This is a genomic window from Fibrobacter sp. UWR3 (assembly GCF_900143055.1).
Taxonomy (GTDB): Bacteria; Fibrobacterota; Fibrobacteria; order Fibrobacterales; family Fibrobacteraceae; genus Fibrobacter.
Genome location: NZ_FRCW01000005.1, coordinates 278,272 through 294,284, shown reverse-complemented (window position 1 = coordinate 294,284; position 16,013 = coordinate 278,272). Strand labels below are relative to the sequence as shown.

Genomic DNA, 16,013 nt, shown 5'->3' with positions numbered 1-16,013 from the left:
ACAAGACAAAGTACTCGAGAACCCTTAAACACAAGAAGTCCCTCGCCGACGCGGGGGATTTTCCTTTTGCTGTTCAAGTCGTTTGGGGAAATGCCCTAGAATTCGTTGTCGTTTGAATCGTAGCAGGGGTATTGCTTTAGCCACTCTTCCAGTTCTTCGGGGGAATGCTGCAACTTGCATATACCCTTGAGATTTTTCGGAACCTTCACGTCTGCCGCCTTGAAAATAGCCCAGAATGCGGTAGAGCCGACGAGGTCGCCGATAAGGAACGCGTCGAAACTGTGGAGCAGCAAGCCGGACGCCCCGCCAAACAGCAGGCCTTCGAAAATCACGGTTGACCACGGGAATTTCAACACGGCCTCTTCGCAGTAGTCGATGTTGTCTATCGGGGTTGCGAAAATGGTGTTGTCTGTGTCTTTTCTGAGCCAAACTTCACGTTCGTATTCGTCGTAGCATATCCCGTTGGAATAGATGCTGTGCTCGATGGGCGAAAGCGGGTAAACCTTGGAGATGACCTTCGAGGTATCCAGGACACTGAACCAGCGGTTGGGTATCTTGTGCATGAGTCTTGAAGGTGACTTGTAGACGGAATCCATTGTCTTCACATTGTAGACGACGGTATCGGAAACAGAACCAATCTTTATGCCTTCGCTCTTTTCGTTATACGCTTCGGCTTGCGTTCTCATGTAGTCGTGAGGCGAGAAGAACGGCTTGCTGAAGCCCCAGACACTCAGGGTGAGCGCAAAGCGGTTGTTGTCGTTATCGATGTCGCGGCCGTAGCGGAATTCGAGCGAGAAAGCTGCTTTTTCGCCCTTGTATCGCCCGTAGAGACCTGCGCCCATTTCCTTGTAGAACTTGGGACGGGGCTTGTCAAAAGCGGGTGCGCCGCCGTCATTGTCGGTGGTGACCTTGTATATTTCGCGGCCGTTGCGCGATATGTGCTGCGTAAGGCCGAGTGCCCATTTCTGCGTTACGGGAATCTGCTCGATCGTCATCGCGCCGCCGGAATAGTGGCTCCAGAATCCGCGGTCTTCGTCCTTTATCATCGGGATGAACAGCGCATTCATGTTGCTCCACGCGTTAAACCCGAAGTAGGGAGAAACGAAACCTCCCTGCATGAAGGCGGTCAAGCTCTGCATGCCGAGCCCGAGCGTAAAATAGCCTCCGTTGAGGAATCGCGCGAAATGTCCGTCGACCCACCATTCCTCTTCGCTAATTTGGTGGTAACTGTCGATATCTTCTTTCCGGTTCTGCATATCGCCGCCATAGCCCGATGCGCCAACCATGTTGAGCGACTTTTCGCTCTTGTAGGTGTCCATGAAGGCTGCGGCCGGAGGCGGACGCATTATGGAACTGCAACCCGAAAGGAGCGAGACTACGGCAAGCAATGTGAGCAGTCGGTACATCATAGCATAATGCTCCATTGCAGTGCCCAGTACATCAGGCGCTGGTCATCAGTGCGAATGCCCGACTCGATTGTGAAGGAGTATGCCGCGTGTCCCTTGCCGTTTGTCTCCTTCAGCAGGGGGAGGCTCGTGTACCCGATAAAGTCAATCCCGTAATAGAACACCCAGTCCTGGATGTGGTACTGCTTGCCATCGGCGGTGCATTCGGACGCGCCGACAACGTCTGATTCGGAGTCGGAACAACCCGCACTCACGATGTGGAACTGTCGCAGGCCGCCGTGTAGGCCGAATCCGAGCCCGTGGAATTTCATGAACGTCATCGAACCCGCACCGAAATTGGCGGCTCCGGTAAACAGGTGCCTAGTCTTGTCGAAGTCGGTATCGCCGTCGCTATCCTTGCCGTAATACCGCCCGAAAGAAAGTTCGTAAGACGCGCCCACGTAGATGGGGCCAAACCATTGTACAACAGAAGGCGCAACGCCCGCTTCGATGGGGAGGGCGTAGTGGAAGTTCAGGAAAAATCCGCCCCCGAAGGTATGCCCGGACCAGTTTTCCGCCCCTTCGGGATTTGCCGTCGAGGGCCACGTGTAGCTCACGGGCGTTATATCCATGCGGAAATACGAACTGCCCGAAATGTCGTCGTCGACAAGTACCGGCGGGTCTGTATTCTGCACGGTCCTGCCGCTCACGTTGCAGGAGTCGCAACCGCCGAACGTGCTCGAGATGGAGAAAATCTTCGATGTTCCCGGAGCGATTTGCTTTGCGATTAGTGCCTGCGGGGTAAATAGCGGCGCCATTATCAGGTCGTCGGCAAAAACGCTTGCGGCAAGCAATAGCGCAATACGTATTGACCTAAGCACTCTCACGATGTAGCTCGGGGGTTAGAATCCGAGGCTAATCTGGCCCATGTAGATACGTTCTTCGTCCTGGCCGGTGTAGTAACCGAGTTCCTCTGCCCAGGTCGCGAATTCGAGGGTCACGACGCGCAACAGTTCGAGGCTCACGCCCGCAGAAGGGTAACCGCCCTTGAAACCGCCGGCAAGTCGCAGGCTCAGTGCGCGGAGCTCGTTGTTGTAGCCGGGCCAGGCAAGGAGCGTCTGTTCCACTTCCAGGCCGAAGTTCAGGTGTGATAGCGCCTTGTAGTTCTTGTCGGCGTTTATCGCATCTACGAAGTCGCAGGCGAAGTTGAACTTGCGGGCATAGGCCGTGTTCTTGTTGAAGAATCTCGGGCTGTAGTTGAAGCCCACGCTCAGGTTCGGGGTAATCTTGTCGCCGGCGAGTTCCTTGAAGTACACGTCGCGCAGCGATGCTCCCACGCGGAATTCACGTGTCAGCTGGTAGAGCACGCCGAAATCGAGACCGAAAGAAATCGAGCTGAAGTCAAAGATGTTGTGGGTTGCGTCGTCGTAGCGGTCTTCGAGGGTGTCCTGCAGGGAGCCGTAGTTGAGAATGTCAATCGTAATGACTTCCACCTTGTGGCGCTTTGCAGCCTTCGCGCCGATACCGACGGAGAACTTGTCTGTAAACCCGTAGGCGAAACCGCCTTGCACCACGCCGTCCACGTAGAACGTGTCAACGCCGAGGAAGGGGAGGATAAGGCCGCCGTCCAGGTACGGGGCAACACTACCGTCGACCCAGACTGCACCGCCGAACCCGTGGATGGCGAGTTCCGCGTCGAACTTGACCTTCATGGTGAGGTACTTGTGGTCGTAGGAGTTAATCTTGTGGATGAGCTCGGGGTGGCTAGAGAGCGTGTCCATGAGGAGCGTGTTCTGGGCTATGCCGGTTTCCGCTGCTGCATCGCTCACGTTCTGGTAGAGCTTCTGGAGGTCCTTCGCCACGTTGTAGGTGGAGAAGTAGGTCTCGAACGGGCCCGCGCCGCCGATGTTCAAGCGGGCATCACCGAGGAAGTTGCGCGGGTAGTAGCCCTGTTCGGGGCGCTTGTCGTAGTTACCGAGGCGGTTGATCTGGCTCAAGCCTGCGTAGTTATAATAGATGGCTTCCTTGTCGTCGACCACTGCCACGTGGGCGTTACCCATGGATTCGCCGCGGAGCGAATGGTGGGTCGGTGCTTTTGCGGCAAAGACCGCCGCTCCCAGTCCGAGGGAAAGAAGTGTTGCAATAACTCGTTTCATTACTTGTTCCTCCCTTCAAACCACTTGAGGAAGGCCTCCTCCGTATAATTGTTCCAGCATCCGCCGATGTTTTCCTTGCGCCACTGGAGAGGATACTGGATGTTGCTTACGTCGGTATCCTTTGCGGCGAGGGCCATGGCATGCTTGAGCTGGTCGCCCGATGCACTCCAGGTAAACCCGGTGACGAATGCGGCTATCCTATGGTCGCCCACGGCATCGCGGTCGTTGGAGCTCGGGTTGAAGAACGTCCTTTCGGCATCGTCGTTGGGGGTGCCGTTCCCGTCGATATCCACGTATTCGTAGCCTTCGCCGGTCTTGATGGATGCCACCTGGCCGGGCTTGTGGTGCAAGAAGTCCGTTTCGTAAACGAGAGCCTTGTTGGTGCGCATGTCTTCGTCAACCAGGCCGTCGCCGTCGTTGTCGAAGCCGTCCGTAATTTCTTCGTCGATGCAGCCGTCGCCGTCACTGTCAATCATGTCGCCGATGCTCGTGTAAGCAAGAATGGCGTCCTCGTTGCTCGTAACGGCTTCGCTTGCCGTGACCATGTAGCTAGCCATTGCCTCGGTAGCGACGGTAAGGCCGCTGTCGCTGAGGAGGGCCGCTTCGGGTACGTAAGAGCGGATGACCTCGGTCGCGATGGTCGGGTCGGCCTTGATGGCGCCGCCGATGTCGCCGAGGGTCTCGAACAGTTCAACAGACTTCTCGCCGACATCCTTCAGGGAGGCCCAGTCCACGTTGATTGACGTTCCGGAAACACTGAACAGCTTGGTCAGGTCCTGAGCGTTGCTCCTGAGCAAAAGGGCCGCCTTGGTGAGGTGGAGTACCGTGTAGCTGGCCGAGATGGTCTTGAACGTCACCTTGCCGTCGGTACGGCCCGTGGTATCCCTCTCGATAAACGGGATAAGGACCTTCATCACGGAATCGATACCGGACTTGTAGTGGTTGGCGGTGGAATCGTCCATGGTCATGAACGCACTTTGACCGTCCTTGCTGTTTGCGTACTTGAGCATTTCGAACACGTTCAGCTTCTGCTGGTTCAGGACGCTCTTTGCAAGTCCGTACCACGCCTCGGAGATGGTGGAGTCCACGGCAAGCGTGCGCTCGAAGTATTCCCTGGCGAGGGTGTACTCCGCATTGCGGAAATGGATGTAGCCTTCGTAGGTCAGTGCATCCGTGTCGGTCGAGTCGATGTTCGCCGATTCAGTCGGATTGAACAGGTTGCAGCCAACAATCCCTGTCGAGAGTGCGATGGCCGCGTACAGACAAAGTTTTTTAATACGTTTCATAGAGCGGTTCCCTAGGGAATTCAATAAGCAAAAAATAACTTTCTTTGTTCGAAAAAAAACGCGGGGGTGTCTTGGGGTGGCTTTTTTTGGTAGTAAATTCGCTTTTTTCGGTAAAAAATTGCCAAAAAGGGCTCATAGTAGATATATTTGTGCTCAATGGAACTTTGCAGAGACTATTTACCCACGCGCTCCTACAAGATCGCCGAGATGCGGATGGGCTCCCTTTTGGGCTCAGAAATCGACCGTCTCGACAAGGTCGCTGCAAAATTTGGCCGGACGTACGCCATCGGTCCAGACAACTTAAAAGACGAACTGCCGAACATTATCTCGTTTGCAGGGGAGTACCACAGGGCCTACGACCTTTACCTGAAGGCGGTTCTCCCGCAACAGGAAAAGCCTATCCAGTGCAGGCCCGCGTGCGGCAACTGCTGCCATCATTACCCCATGTCGGTAGAACCGTTTGAACTGATTTCGCTCTACACGGAACTGCGCGAACGCGAAGACTTTATTTCTGTAATGGAAATGTGTCAGTCTCGTTCCGACCTGTTTAATAGTTTGTTTGAAAATCGGCTTGAAACGATTGGTTCCGAGGACGATGCGGAAGACCACGCCCTGCACGATTATTTTGAACAGTGGCGCCCGTGCCCGTTTTCGGACAGGAAGGGCGACTGCGGCGTGTATGCTTCGCGCCCGGTTTCGTGCCGTATGTACTTTAGCCAGACGGACCCGTGCTATTGCACTCCGGAACACTTGCAGACGGAAAGGAACGAAAGCTACATCGTCTACTTGCCCGACAACATCGAACAGTCGCTGGTGGACCTCTCGGAACACTATGCGGGGCTGGAACTCCCGGAAAGCTATTTCGGGGGGCTCCTGTCCTTGAATGCGTATGAAGGAGTGCTCGGGTGATAGAAGAGAACGGACAGCTCGACCTGTTCGGGCAGATGGACTTGTTCGGGGCTCCCGCTCCGGATATCGCTCCTGCGCCGCCTATCCGCAAGTCGAAGTGCTCTGCGAACGGGCTCGTGCACTTCAAGTACAATTCACGTTTGAAAAGGAGCATCCGGTGCAAGGCGAACTTCCTGTTCGGCCACCCCGAGGTATTGCTCCCTTCGTACATGGAAACGCCTGAGTTTGCTGATGCGCGCGAGCTTGCCGCAGAATGGGCAGAGCATGCGATACGCCGCAAGACGCAGAAGAACAAGGCTATTATCAAGGATTTGGTGACGCGCTTCTGGGAAGCGGTGGACCAGGTGCTTGTAGACAAGGGGAAGGCTCCGCTCGAAAGTACGGGAAGGCTCCCGCCCATTAACCCCAGGGGGCGTTACTTCGACCTCAATCAGGTTCTGGAAGCGATAAACCATACGTATTTCGACGAGCTGCTCAAGTGTCGCATTACCTGGAGCAACCGTGTGGGGGGCCTCAGTTTCCATTCCCTGCGCAAGGACCCGATAACGGGCGAGGAGTTCCACCTGATTAGCATCAGCAGGGGCTACGATGCGGCGAACTGCCCGTTGTATGCAGTGGCGGGTGTGGTCTATCACGAATGCCTGCATATTGTTATCCCGGTGGAAGAAAAGAACGGGCGTCGCGTGGTTCACGGAAGAATTTTTAGGCAGCGCGAACGCCAGTACATATACTACGACGAGTGGATTCGCTGGCACAAGGAAGTGCTCCCGAAAAACATTCGCGCCATGCACCGGCACAAAGAGTTGTGACCGCTCGTTCGTCGTTTCGGGTGATAAAACCTCCGGTTTCTCACTCGCTCTCGCCACCGCTCCAGCTTAACGCATGGAGCTTGTGGCTCACAGGTGACCGCACGGGCTAAGTTCGGGTATTGAAACCTCCGGTTTGCCCGTGCTCTCGCCACCGCTCCAGCTTAACGCATGGAGCTTGTGGCTCACGGATGAGTAATGTGGGGTGTGTAATGTGTGATGATTAATTTCACACTTCACACTTCACACTTCACATTTTTTCTATCTTTGGCGGCGTAAAAAACGAGATTCTTTATGAACGCTGAAATCGAGAAACGCCGCACTTTCGCCATTGTAAGTCACCCTGACGCGGGTAAGACCACCATTACCGAGAAGTTCCTGTGGTACGGGAACGTCATCCGCGAGGCGGGCCACGTGCGCGCGAAGGCGAACCGCAGCTACACCGTGAGTGACTGGATGAAGATTGAGCAGCAGCGCGGTATTTCGGTTTCCTCTTCCGTTTTGAATTTCCCGTTCGAAGGTTGCATGTTCAACCTCGTCGATACCCCGGGGCACCAGGACTTCTGTGAAGATACCTACCGCGCCCTGACTGCCGTGGATGCTGCCCTCGTGCTTATCGATAGCGTGAACGGCGTGGAAAAGCAGACTATAAAGCTCATGGACGTGTGCCGCATGCGCCACACCCCGATTATCACGTTCATCAACAAGATGGACCTCGATGGCCGCCATGTGCTCGACTTGCTCGACCAGATTGAAAACGTGCTCCACATCAAGACGGCCCCGTTTACGCTCCCGATTGGCGTGGGTAAGCTTTTCAAGGGCGTGTATTCCATCGCTGAGAATACGTTCCATACCTTCAACAAGGAAGAAGGCCACCAGGAAATCATCCAGATGGAAGGTCCGGATGACCCGCGCCTTGTGGAAATGTGCGGCGAGAACTGGGTGGAACAGTTCAAGGAAGAATACGAAATGGTCACCGGTGGTATGGACCCGTTTGACCACGAGAAGTTCCTGAAGGGGGAGATGTGCCCCGTGTTCTTCGGTTCTGCGGTGAACAACTTCGGCGTGCGTCAGCTCTTGAACGCATTTGCCAAGCTTGCGCCGCCCCCGATGGTGCGCGAGACCGACAAGCGTCCGGTGAATCCCGACGAAGATGCCTTCAGCGCGTTCGTGTTCAAGATTCAGGCCAACATGGACCCCAAGCACCGTGACCGCACGGCGTTCCTGCGCATCTGCTCGGGCAGCTTTACCCGTGGCGAGAAGGTTTACCACGTGCGCACGGGCCGCGAAATTCGCCTGGCCGCTCCGACGGCGTTCCTTGCGAAGGACAAGGAAGTCATTGACCACGCCTGGGCGGGCGACATCGTGGGTATCAATGACCCGGGACTTTTCCGCATCGGCGATACGCTGACTGATGGCGAGAAGATGAACTTCACGGGCATTCCGGACTTCGCTCCGGAACACTTTGCCCGTGTGACGCTTCTGAACCCGCTTAAGAGTAAGCAGATGGCGAAGGGCCTTGCAGAACTCAGCGAAGAAGGTGCTACCCAGCTCTATGAACCGCTCAAGTCCGCAATACCTGTGATTGGCGTGGTGGGCGAGTTGCAGTTCGACGTGCTCAAGTTCCGCCTGCAGAGCGAATACGGCGCCGATGTTTCGCTGGACCGCGTTCCTGCCCACGGAATCCGCTGGGTGTCTGGCCCCGAGAAGGACATGGGCAAGTTCGCCGAGGAATACGCGATGGACTGCATGATGGACAAGGAACGAAACCTCGTGTGCCTTTTCCCGAACGAGTACCGCCTGAACCTCGCGATGAAGAACTACGAGAACCTCAAGTTCGCGGAAACATCTCAGGGCTAGACAAGTCCTTAAGAGCAAGGTGGCGCATCGCTCCATTTGCATATAAGCATTGCTCTTTTTGCAAAAAAAATGGCCCCGCTTTCGCGGGGCTATTTGTCATTCAGGAGCGACTATCTTGCTGTCATTCTGGAGCGTGGCATGGCCACGCGATAGAATCTACAGCGGGATGTTCCCGTGCTTCCTCCAGAGCCTTGCCTTCTTCTTGTTCTTGAGGTAGTCGAAGGCGGTGGCCAGGCGGTCGCGCACGTTCGCGGGCGAAATCACCTCGTCGATGTAGCCGTTCTTCGCGGCGATATACGGGTTGAGGTACTTCGCCTCGTATTCGGCAATGAGCTGCTTGCGCGTTTCCTGCGGGGTGGCGGAGGCGGCGATTTCCTTCCTATGAAGGATGTCGACGGCACCTTCAGCGCCCATCACGGCGAGCTGTGCAATCGGGAGTGCGAACACGTAGTCGGCGCCGAGGTTCTTGCTGTTCATGGCGATATAGGCGCCACCGTATGCCTTGCGGAGGATAAGCGTCACCTTAGGCACGGTCGCTTCGGCGTAGGCATACAAGAGCTTTGCGCCGTGACGGATGATGCCGTTGTGTTCCTGCTTGGTGCCCGGCATGTAGCCCGGAACGTCTTCCAGCGTGAGGATAGGAATGTTGAAGCAGTCGCAGAAGCGCACGAAACGGCTTGCCTTGTCGCTAGCATCCACGTCGAGCGAACCTGCGATGAAGTTCGGCTGGTTCGCGACGATGCCCACGACGTTACCGTCCATACGGGCGAAACCGATGACCACGTTGCGGGCGAAGTCCTTCTGGATTTCAAGGAAGCTTTCCTTGTCGGCGAAAGTCGCGATGACTTCGCGAACATCGTAGCCCTTCTTGAAGTTGTCGGGGACGATTTCCTCGATTTCCTTCGACTTGTCGACGGCCTTCGACTTTTCGGCGACGGGAGGCTTCTCGAGGTTCGACTGCGGCAGGTAGCTGAGCAGGTTGCGCACGGCTTCGAGGGTTTCCTTGTCGTCCTTACATACAAAGTGCGAAACACCGGACTTGGTGGAGTGCACGCCTGCACCGCCGAGGCCTTCGGGGGAGACCGTCTCTGCGGTCACAGCCTTCACGACGCCCGGGCCCGTGATGAACATCTGGCTCGTCTTTTCGGTCATGAAGATAAAGTCGGTAATGGCGGGGGAGTAGCAGGCGCCACCGGCACAGGGTCCGAGGATTACGGAAATCTGCGGGATGATGCCCGAGGCGAGCGTGTTGCGGGTAAAGATGCCGCTGTAGCCGTCGAGGGAATTCACGCCTTCTTCGATGCGGGCGCCACCGCCGTCGTTGATGCACACGAACGGGGACATGGATTCGAGAGCGAGGTCCATCGCCTGGCAAATCTTCTTCGCGTGGGCAGACCCGAGGGAGCCGCCGCTAACGGTGAAGTCCTGCGATGCCACGTAGACGGTCCTGCCGTTCACCTTGCCGTAGCCGGTCACGACGCCGTCGCCAAAAATGCGCTTGGATTCGGGCAAATCGAGGCTCGTAGAAACGCGGAGGGCGCCGATTTCGCGGAACGTGCCCTTGTCAAAGAGAATTTCGAGGCGTTCGCGGGCGGTAAGCTTGCCTTGCGAGTGCTGCTTTTCGACACGTGCGGCTCCGCCGCCCGCAATGGATTTTTCCTTGTATTCGTTGAGTTTCTCGAGATAAGACTTATCCCACATGGTTATTTTGTCCTTTTTTTGATTATTTCGAGCGAAAATGTAGAAAAAATTTTGCATTATTCAAACTTATATCAATGTTTCATAAAAATAAGTCGTAAACATGCGTATGGGGACTTTCCTTTAATCTATGTATTTTGCTTTTTATCCGAAATTTTCTTGATTTTTTGAGTAAAAGGCATTTTTTTTCTATCTTTGTGCGGAAAATTCATCTTTTTTTAGAGAGGAAACAATGGCAAACGAAGAAATGAAAAGCAAGCTCAAGGCCTTCTTTATGTCCGATCTCGGCGTAGATGGCGACGTTCTCCAGTTCGACACCCCGCTCTTTGGCGAAGAAATCGGTCTCGATTCCGTCGATTCCCTCGAAATCATTTCCTTCGTGGATTCCAACTTCGGCGTGTCCATGACCGGTGTCGCGAAGGAAAACTTCCAGAGCATCGATACCATCGCCGCTTACATCGAAAGCCACAAGGCTTAATTCGTCGCCCTATCAAGCGCATTCTTCGGTGCTGTTATCCTGGAGCCGTAGGCGATGGGATCACCAGCGCTTGCGTAGATATTAAAGGTGACGTGGCAACCACTAACCTGTTTTTTTTTGGAATGGATATGACACCTGATGAACGTCGCTGTGTAGTTACTGGCCTGGGCGTAATTTGCGCCGTCGGTAACAATGTCGAAGAAACCTGGAAGAGTGCTTTAGAATCCGTTTCGGGAATCCACAAGACGACTTCCCTAGATACAAAGAACTGCTACGCGGACTTGGCTGCCGAAGTCAAGTGTGACACGCTCGACCAGATTGACGCCCCCGAAGAGAAGGACCGCGTCTCGAAGCTCTGCATCAAGGCCGCGAACGAGGCCCTCGCCGATGCGGGGCTTTCTAATTTTGGTGACGACCAGCGCGTGAGCGTAGTTATCGGCAGTTGCGTGGGTGGCGTGCTTTCCATTGAACAGTATCACCAGCACGGGCGCGATGCCGCAGAAATTGCGAAGATGCCGATTGCATCCATTGCAAGCCAGGTGGCAGAAACCTGTGGCGCGGGCGGCATCGTGACGAACGTGGCGAATGCGTGTGCGGCGGGTACGATTTCTATCGCGGTCGCCTGCGACCTCATCCGCGCGGGCAAGGCCGACGTGGTGATTGCGGGCGGTGCGGATTCCTTCGCTTCCGTGCCGTATTCCGGCTTCCTTTCGCTTCATGCACTCGACGAGAACGGCTGCTCCCCGTTTAACCGTTGTAACGGCATCACGCTCGGTGAAGGTGCGGGTATCGTCATCGTGGAATCCTACGAACATGCCCAGAAGCGCAGCGCGAAGACTTATTGCGAAGTGCTCGGCTCCGGCGTCACGAGCGACGCGAACCACATTACTGCCCCGCGCGAAGATGGCGTGTGCCTGATGGAGGCCATCAACCGCGCCGTCAAGAACTCCGGCATCGACAAGTCCGATATCGGTTACGTGAACGCTCACGGTACCGGCACGGGCAAGAACGACAATGCTGAAATTACGGCTTTCAAGAATTTCTTTGGCGAAGACAATGCGAACGTGAGCGTGAGTTCCACGAAGGTGATGACGGGCCACTGCCTGGGCGCCGCGGGTGCCATCGAGGCGGTTTTCAGCATCAAGGCGCTTACGACCGATACGGTGCTCCCGACGTTCCCCTATACCGAGGAACAGTCCGCCGCCCTCAAGGAGAAGGTGGGCGCTCTCGACTTTGTGCAGAACAAGGCCCGCCACAAGGAACTCAAGTGCGTGTTGAGCAACAACGTGGCATTCGGCGGCACGAACGCCGCCATCGTGTTCTCGAAGGTGCCGGGCGAAGTTTCCGCCCAGTCCGCCAAGGCGAAGAAAATTGCGGTGACCGGTCTTGGAATCGTGTCTCCGCTCGGCAACAGCAAGGCTGCCTACCTGGATGCCGTAAAGGCGGGCAAGAAGCCCGAGAGCGCTTCGGTGCATTCGACCATCGCGCTCGAGGATTACAAGGAACTTGGCATCAAGATGGCGTTCTACCGCAAGCTCGATAACCTGGGCCAGCTCCAGACGGTTTCGGGCATGCGCGCTCTGCAGGATTCCGCATTCCAGGTGACCGACGACAACGCGAAGGATATCGGCATTATCGTGGGGACCAGCGAGGGCGGTCTCGGTGCTACCTACGATTTCGAGGAACTGATTGCCGAGGCGGGCAACGCGGGCGGTTCCGCGTTCAAGTTCCCGCACACGGTTTACAACGCCGCCGGTGGTTACCTCTCGATTTGCTCCGGCATCAAGGGCTACGGTGTCACGATTACGACGGGCCCGCTTTCCGGTCTCGACAGCATCGGTTACTCCATGAACGTCATCCACGACGGCCAGGAAAAGGCGATGATGGCGACCGGTACCGACGAGAACCTGCCGATTATTACCGAATTCGCCCAGAAGCTCGGTGTTGCCGCAGGCGATGTGGTCGCACCCTTTGCCGAAAACGAAGGCTTCGTGGTGGGCGACGGCTCTGTGTCGATAATGCTCGAGGAAGAGGATTACGCGAAGGCCCGCGGTGCGAAGGTCTATTGCTATGCGCTCGGGTTTGGCCATGGCCGCAAGAACGTGAAGTTCGGCAAGCTCGCTGGTTCTGACGAGGCGCTCGACAAGGCTATCAACGACGCCCTGGCCGATGCGGGCCTCTCTGCCGCCGATATCGATGCGGTTTGCGGATTCGCGAACGGCTGCAAGCGTATCGACGATATCGAGAAGGGTGCCCTCAAGCGCGTGTTCGGCGACAAGCTCGCTACGATGCCGCTGTTCGAGGTCAAGGAACGTGTCGGCGAAGGCCGTGCGGGGTCTGCCGCGCTCGCCGCCGCAGAAGCTGCGCTCCTGTTGAACGGCGAACTTGCTTGCGACAACGCCTTTTTTATTGCGGGCGATGGTTCCGTGACAAGCAAGTCTGCCGATGCGACGAACCTCAAGAAAATTCTAATCATCTCTTTTGCGGCGGGTGGCTCTTACAGCGCAGTCGTGTTTGGAAAAAATCCTTAAATAGGGAGGCTCAAAAATGAAAGTTGCTCTCGTTACAGGTGCATCGAAGGGAATCGGCAAGGCTTGTGCCTTGCGCCTTGCCCGTGATGGCTACACGGTCGTGGTGAACTACTCCAGTTCCGACGAGGCCGCGCAGCAGACGCTCGACCAGATTAAGGCCGAGGGTGGTGATGGCATGATTTACAAGGCGAACGTGGCCGACCTCTCGCAGGTGAAGGTCATGGTGCGCGAGGTGTTCAAGGCCTACGGCCGCATCGACGTGCTCGTGAACAATGCGGGCATCGTGCGCGACGAATACCTGATGATGATGAACCCCGAAACGCTCGACAAGTGCTTCGACCTGAACGTGAAGGGCTACTTCTACTGCGCCCAGCAGGTTGCGGTGAAGATGTACAAGCAGAAGTCCGGTGTGATTATCAACATGAGCTCCGTCTCCTCCAAGTTCGCGCTCGCCGGTCAGGCTGTCTATAGCGCCACGAAGGGTGCGGTGAACTCCCTCACGCAGACCCTCGCGAAGGAACTCGGCGGTTTCGGTATCCGCGTGAATGCCGTGGCTCCCGGCTTTATCGCGACCGAGATGATTGAGGCTATCCCCGAAGAGACCCGCAAGGGCTATGTGGAAAAGATTCCTCTCAAGCGCTTCGGTACCGCAGACGAAGTCGCGAACATCGTGTCTGCGCTCGCGTCTGACCAGTTCGCCTACGTGACGGGCCAGGTGTTCGTGCTCGATGGAGGCCTTTCTCTATGATGAACATTTTTGAAATCAGCGAAAAGATTGCACAGCGCCCGCCGTTCCAGATGATCGAGAAGGTCTCGGAACTCGTGCCGAATGAATCTGCCGTGGGCATTAAGAATGTGAGCGTGAACGAACCGTACTTTACGGGTCACTTCCCGCAGACGCCCATTATGCCGGGCGTGCTTATCGTGGAAAGTTGCGCGCAGCTCTGCTCCCTCGTTATCGAGAAGCCCGCAGAGGATTTGGAAAAGAACCTCTACGTGCTTTTGAAGATTGACGGGTTCAAGTTCGTGAAGCCGGTAATTCCCGGCGACCAGCTCGAAATTACCGTGAACAAGACGAAGGGCGGTGGCGTTCTCGTTGGTTTTGACTGCATCGTGAAGGTGAACGGCAACGTGCACGCGAAGGGTGCGCTGACGTTTACGAGCATTCCCAAGGAATCTTTGGGGAAATAGTATTCCCGCTGTCATCCTGAGCGCAGGGCGAAGCCCGTAGTCGAAGGATCTGTAAATAAAGTGAAAGTAAAGAAGAAAAATTTTCTGTTTGAACTTTTTATGCAGTTCGTCATGGTGGTCGTGATATACACCGTGCGCGTTTACCTGCTGGTGGCGTACCGCCCGAAGATTACTTTTGCGGGTTCGGTAAAGTCCCCGCGGCTCAAGACGCCCTCGGTTATTATCGCGAACCATACCAGCATGTGGGACCCCCTCATGATGCTTGCCATCTTTTTCCACAAGAAGAGCATCGTGGTGGCGAAGGACCAGGTGGAAGCCCCGCATTTCAGCTGGGCTTTGACGCGTGTCAAGTGCGTGATTCCCTGCGACCGTTTTAACCTGGATACCGAATGGGCCTTGCTAGCGAAGCGCGAACTTGAAAAGGGGAACAACGTCATTATTTTCCCCGAGGGCAAGTGCCGTTACGATGGCCTGCTGAACGAATTCAAGACGGGCTTTGCTTTCCTTGCGCGTAGTACGGGCGCTCCCGTGCTTTCGGTGGGCCTTGAAGGTGTGTACAAGATAGGGCGCCGCACCCGCATAGTCGTGGGCGAGCCCGAAAAAATCGAGCGCGTGAAGGGCATACCTTCTTCGAAGCATCTGGCCGAACGCAGTGAGTATTTCCGCCAGAAGGTTTGGACGCTCAAGCAGCGTGCGCTCGGCGTTGCCGAACCGCCGGTTTTGCCCATTGCGGCAGAAACTCCGTCCGAACAGATCCCCACCTTGGAGGCCATGCGCACTAAAGAGCAAAGCTCTAAGTGCTGTCCGCCCGGTCAGGCCGGGGATGACAATAGGGGGAATGCGTGAAGGCGGGGTTGGTGCTGGAAGGAGGCTCGCGCCAGACGATGTTCAGCGCAGGAGTGCTGGACACCTGGTTCGACGAGGGTATAGACTTCAATTACGTTGCGGGCGTTTCCGCCGGTGCGCACGCGGCGGTGAACTTCATTACCCGCCAGCAGGGAAGGCTCAAGTTTATCGTTCTCCCGACACGCCTGCAAGAGGGCAAAAAATGGGCGAGCAAGTTTATCGGAATCCAGAAGGAATTTCACGCATTGAATTACCTCGCGGCCGACGGCAAGATGCCGCTCGATTTCGAGGCCTACCGGAATTCCAAGATTGAATTCGAAATCGGTCTCACCTGCTGTGAGACCGGCCGCGCCGAGTTCAAGTCCGAAAGGCAAGACAAGAAGCGCCTTCTGGACCTGATTAGCGCGAGCTGCGCCCTCCCGATGATTTTCCCGATGGCATCTCTCGACGGCAAGCACTACGCCGACGGCTGCATTACGGTCCCTATCCCGTATGAGCGCGCCTTCGAGAAGGGCTGCGACAAGGTGGTGGCTGTTTCGACGCATTACCCGGGCGAGGCCGTGACGGATTTCCGCAAGTACCGCGCAATCCTCAACCCGATGTACAAGCGCAAGTACCCCGAACTTTTCCGCGCCCTGATGGTGCGTCTCAAGCGTTACGAGAAGATGTTCGTGCAGATGGAGAAACTCGAGAAGGAGGGGAGGCTGTTCCTGGTTCGCCCCCTCATAGAACTGTGCGACCAGTTCGATACCGACATGGACAAGATGAACGAGTCCTACGAGCACGGAGTCGAGATGGCGAAGCGCCGCATGGACGACCTGAAGGCCTTCCTCGAACTCTAAATCATCCCTGACATTGTTCAACTGT

At 56.0% G+C, this 16,013-nt stretch carries 14 protein-coding genes; 9 read left to right on the top strand and 5 right to left on the bottom strand.

Annotated features, from left to right (window positions below):
* Window positions 1-95: 95 nt before the first annotated feature.
* From BUA44_RS08850 to BUA44_RS08835, 4 genes are read right to left on the bottom strand one after another with little or no spacing between them, the layout of a single operon-like run.
* Window positions 96-1,409: a hypothetical protein gene (locus BUA44_RS08850; protein ID WP_143151926.1), complete on the bottom strand. Its 1,314-nt coding sequence runs from the start codon at window positions 1,407-1,409 to the stop codon at window positions 96-98.
* Complete coding sequence (locus tag BUA44_RS08845) at window positions 1,406-2,266, bottom strand: hypothetical protein (protein WP_143151925.1); 861 nt, start codon at window positions 2,264-2,266, stop codon at window positions 1,406-1,408. The genes BUA44_RS08850 and BUA44_RS08845 overlap by 4 nt, the downstream gene beginning before the upstream one ends.
* 21 nt (window positions 2,267-2,287) lie before the next feature.
* The gene (locus BUA44_RS08840) at window positions 2,288-3,541 is read right to left on the bottom strand and encodes a hypothetical protein (protein WP_072810946.1); all 1,254 of its coding nucleotides are present in this window, start codon (window positions 3,539-3,541) and stop codon (window positions 2,288-2,290) included.
* Window positions 3,541-4,827, bottom strand: coding sequence for a tetratricopeptide repeat protein (locus BUA44_RS08835; RefSeq protein WP_143151924.1), 1,287 nt, complete (start codon window positions 4,825-4,827; stop codon window positions 3,541-3,543). Before BUA44_RS08835 ends, BUA44_RS08840 begins: the two co-directional genes overlap by 1 nt.
* 156 nt (window positions 4,828-4,983) lie before the next feature.
* Between BUA44_RS08835 and BUA44_RS08830 the strand changes: the two genes are divergently transcribed.
* The 3 genes from BUA44_RS08830 (at window position 4,984) to BUA44_RS08820 (ending at window position 8,402) form a co-directional block, all read left to right on the top strand.
* Window positions 4,984-5,736, top strand: a complete 753-nt coding sequence (locus BUA44_RS08830; protein WP_072810941.1) for a YkgJ family cysteine cluster protein — start codon at window positions 4,984-4,986, stop codon at window positions 5,734-5,736.
* Window positions 5,733-6,545 carry a hypothetical protein gene (locus tag BUA44_RS08825; RefSeq protein ID WP_255370501.1) on the top strand — a complete coding sequence of 271 codons (813 nt, stop codon included), beginning with the start codon at window positions 5,733-5,735 and terminating at the stop codon, window positions 6,543-6,545. Before BUA44_RS08830 ends, BUA44_RS08825 begins: the two co-directional genes overlap by 4 nt.
* Window positions 6,546-6,836: 291 nt before the next feature.
* Window positions 6,837-8,402 (top strand): peptide chain release factor 3, encoded by a 1,566-nt coding sequence (locus tag BUA44_RS08820; RefSeq protein WP_072810939.1) that lies wholly within the window; start codon window positions 6,837-6,839, stop codon window positions 8,400-8,402.
* Between the two features lie 156 nt (window positions 8,403-8,558).
* On the opposite strand, the gene BUA44_RS08815 is transcribed toward BUA44_RS08820, so the two are convergent.
* On the bottom strand, window positions 8,559-10,103 hold the full coding sequence (locus BUA44_RS08815) for an acyl-CoA carboxylase subunit beta (RefSeq protein WP_072810937.1): 1,545 nt from the start codon (window positions 10,101-10,103) through the stop codon (window positions 8,559-8,561).
* Between the two features lie 229 nt (window positions 10,104-10,332).
* Here BUA44_RS08815 and BUA44_RS08810 point away from each other — a divergent pair, with 229 nt between their 5' ends.
* From BUA44_RS08810 to BUA44_RS08785, 6 genes are all read left to right on the top strand, one after another.
* On the top strand, window positions 10,333-10,578 hold the full coding sequence (locus BUA44_RS08810) for an acyl carrier protein (RefSeq protein WP_072810935.1): 246 nt from the start codon (window positions 10,333-10,335) through the stop codon (window positions 10,576-10,578).
* A gap of 122 nt (window positions 10,579-10,700) precedes the next feature.
* A complete protein-coding gene (locus tag BUA44_RS08805; protein ID WP_255370500.1) occupies window positions 10,701-13,109 on the top strand; it encodes a beta-ketoacyl-[acyl-carrier-protein] synthase family protein in 2,409 nt (802 codons plus the stop codon).
* A gap of 16 nt (window positions 13,110-13,125) precedes the next feature.
* Window positions 13,126-13,857: an SDR family NAD(P)-dependent oxidoreductase gene (locus BUA44_RS08800; RefSeq protein ID WP_072810930.1), complete on the top strand. Its 732-nt coding sequence runs from the start codon at window positions 13,126-13,128 to the stop codon at window positions 13,855-13,857.
* Window positions 13,854-14,300 carry a 3-hydroxyacyl-ACP dehydratase FabZ gene (gene fabZ, locus BUA44_RS08795; protein ID WP_072810928.1) on the top strand — a complete coding sequence of 149 codons (447 nt, stop codon included), beginning with the start codon at window positions 13,854-13,856 and terminating at the stop codon, window positions 14,298-14,300. The genes BUA44_RS08800 and fabZ overlap by 4 nt, the downstream gene beginning before the upstream one ends.
* Window positions 14,301-14,399: 99 nt before the next feature.
* Window positions 14,400-15,146 carry a lysophospholipid acyltransferase family protein gene (locus BUA44_RS08790; protein WP_083579556.1) on the top strand — a complete coding sequence of 249 codons (747 nt, stop codon included), beginning with the start codon at window positions 14,400-14,402 and terminating at the stop codon, window positions 15,144-15,146.
* Window positions 15,143-15,988, top strand: a complete 846-nt coding sequence (locus BUA44_RS08785) for a patatin-like phospholipase family protein (RefSeq protein ID WP_072810926.1) — start codon at window positions 15,143-15,145, stop codon at window positions 15,986-15,988. The genes BUA44_RS08790 and BUA44_RS08785 overlap by 4 nt, the downstream gene beginning before the upstream one ends.
* Window positions 15,989-16,013 lie beyond the last annotated feature (25 nt).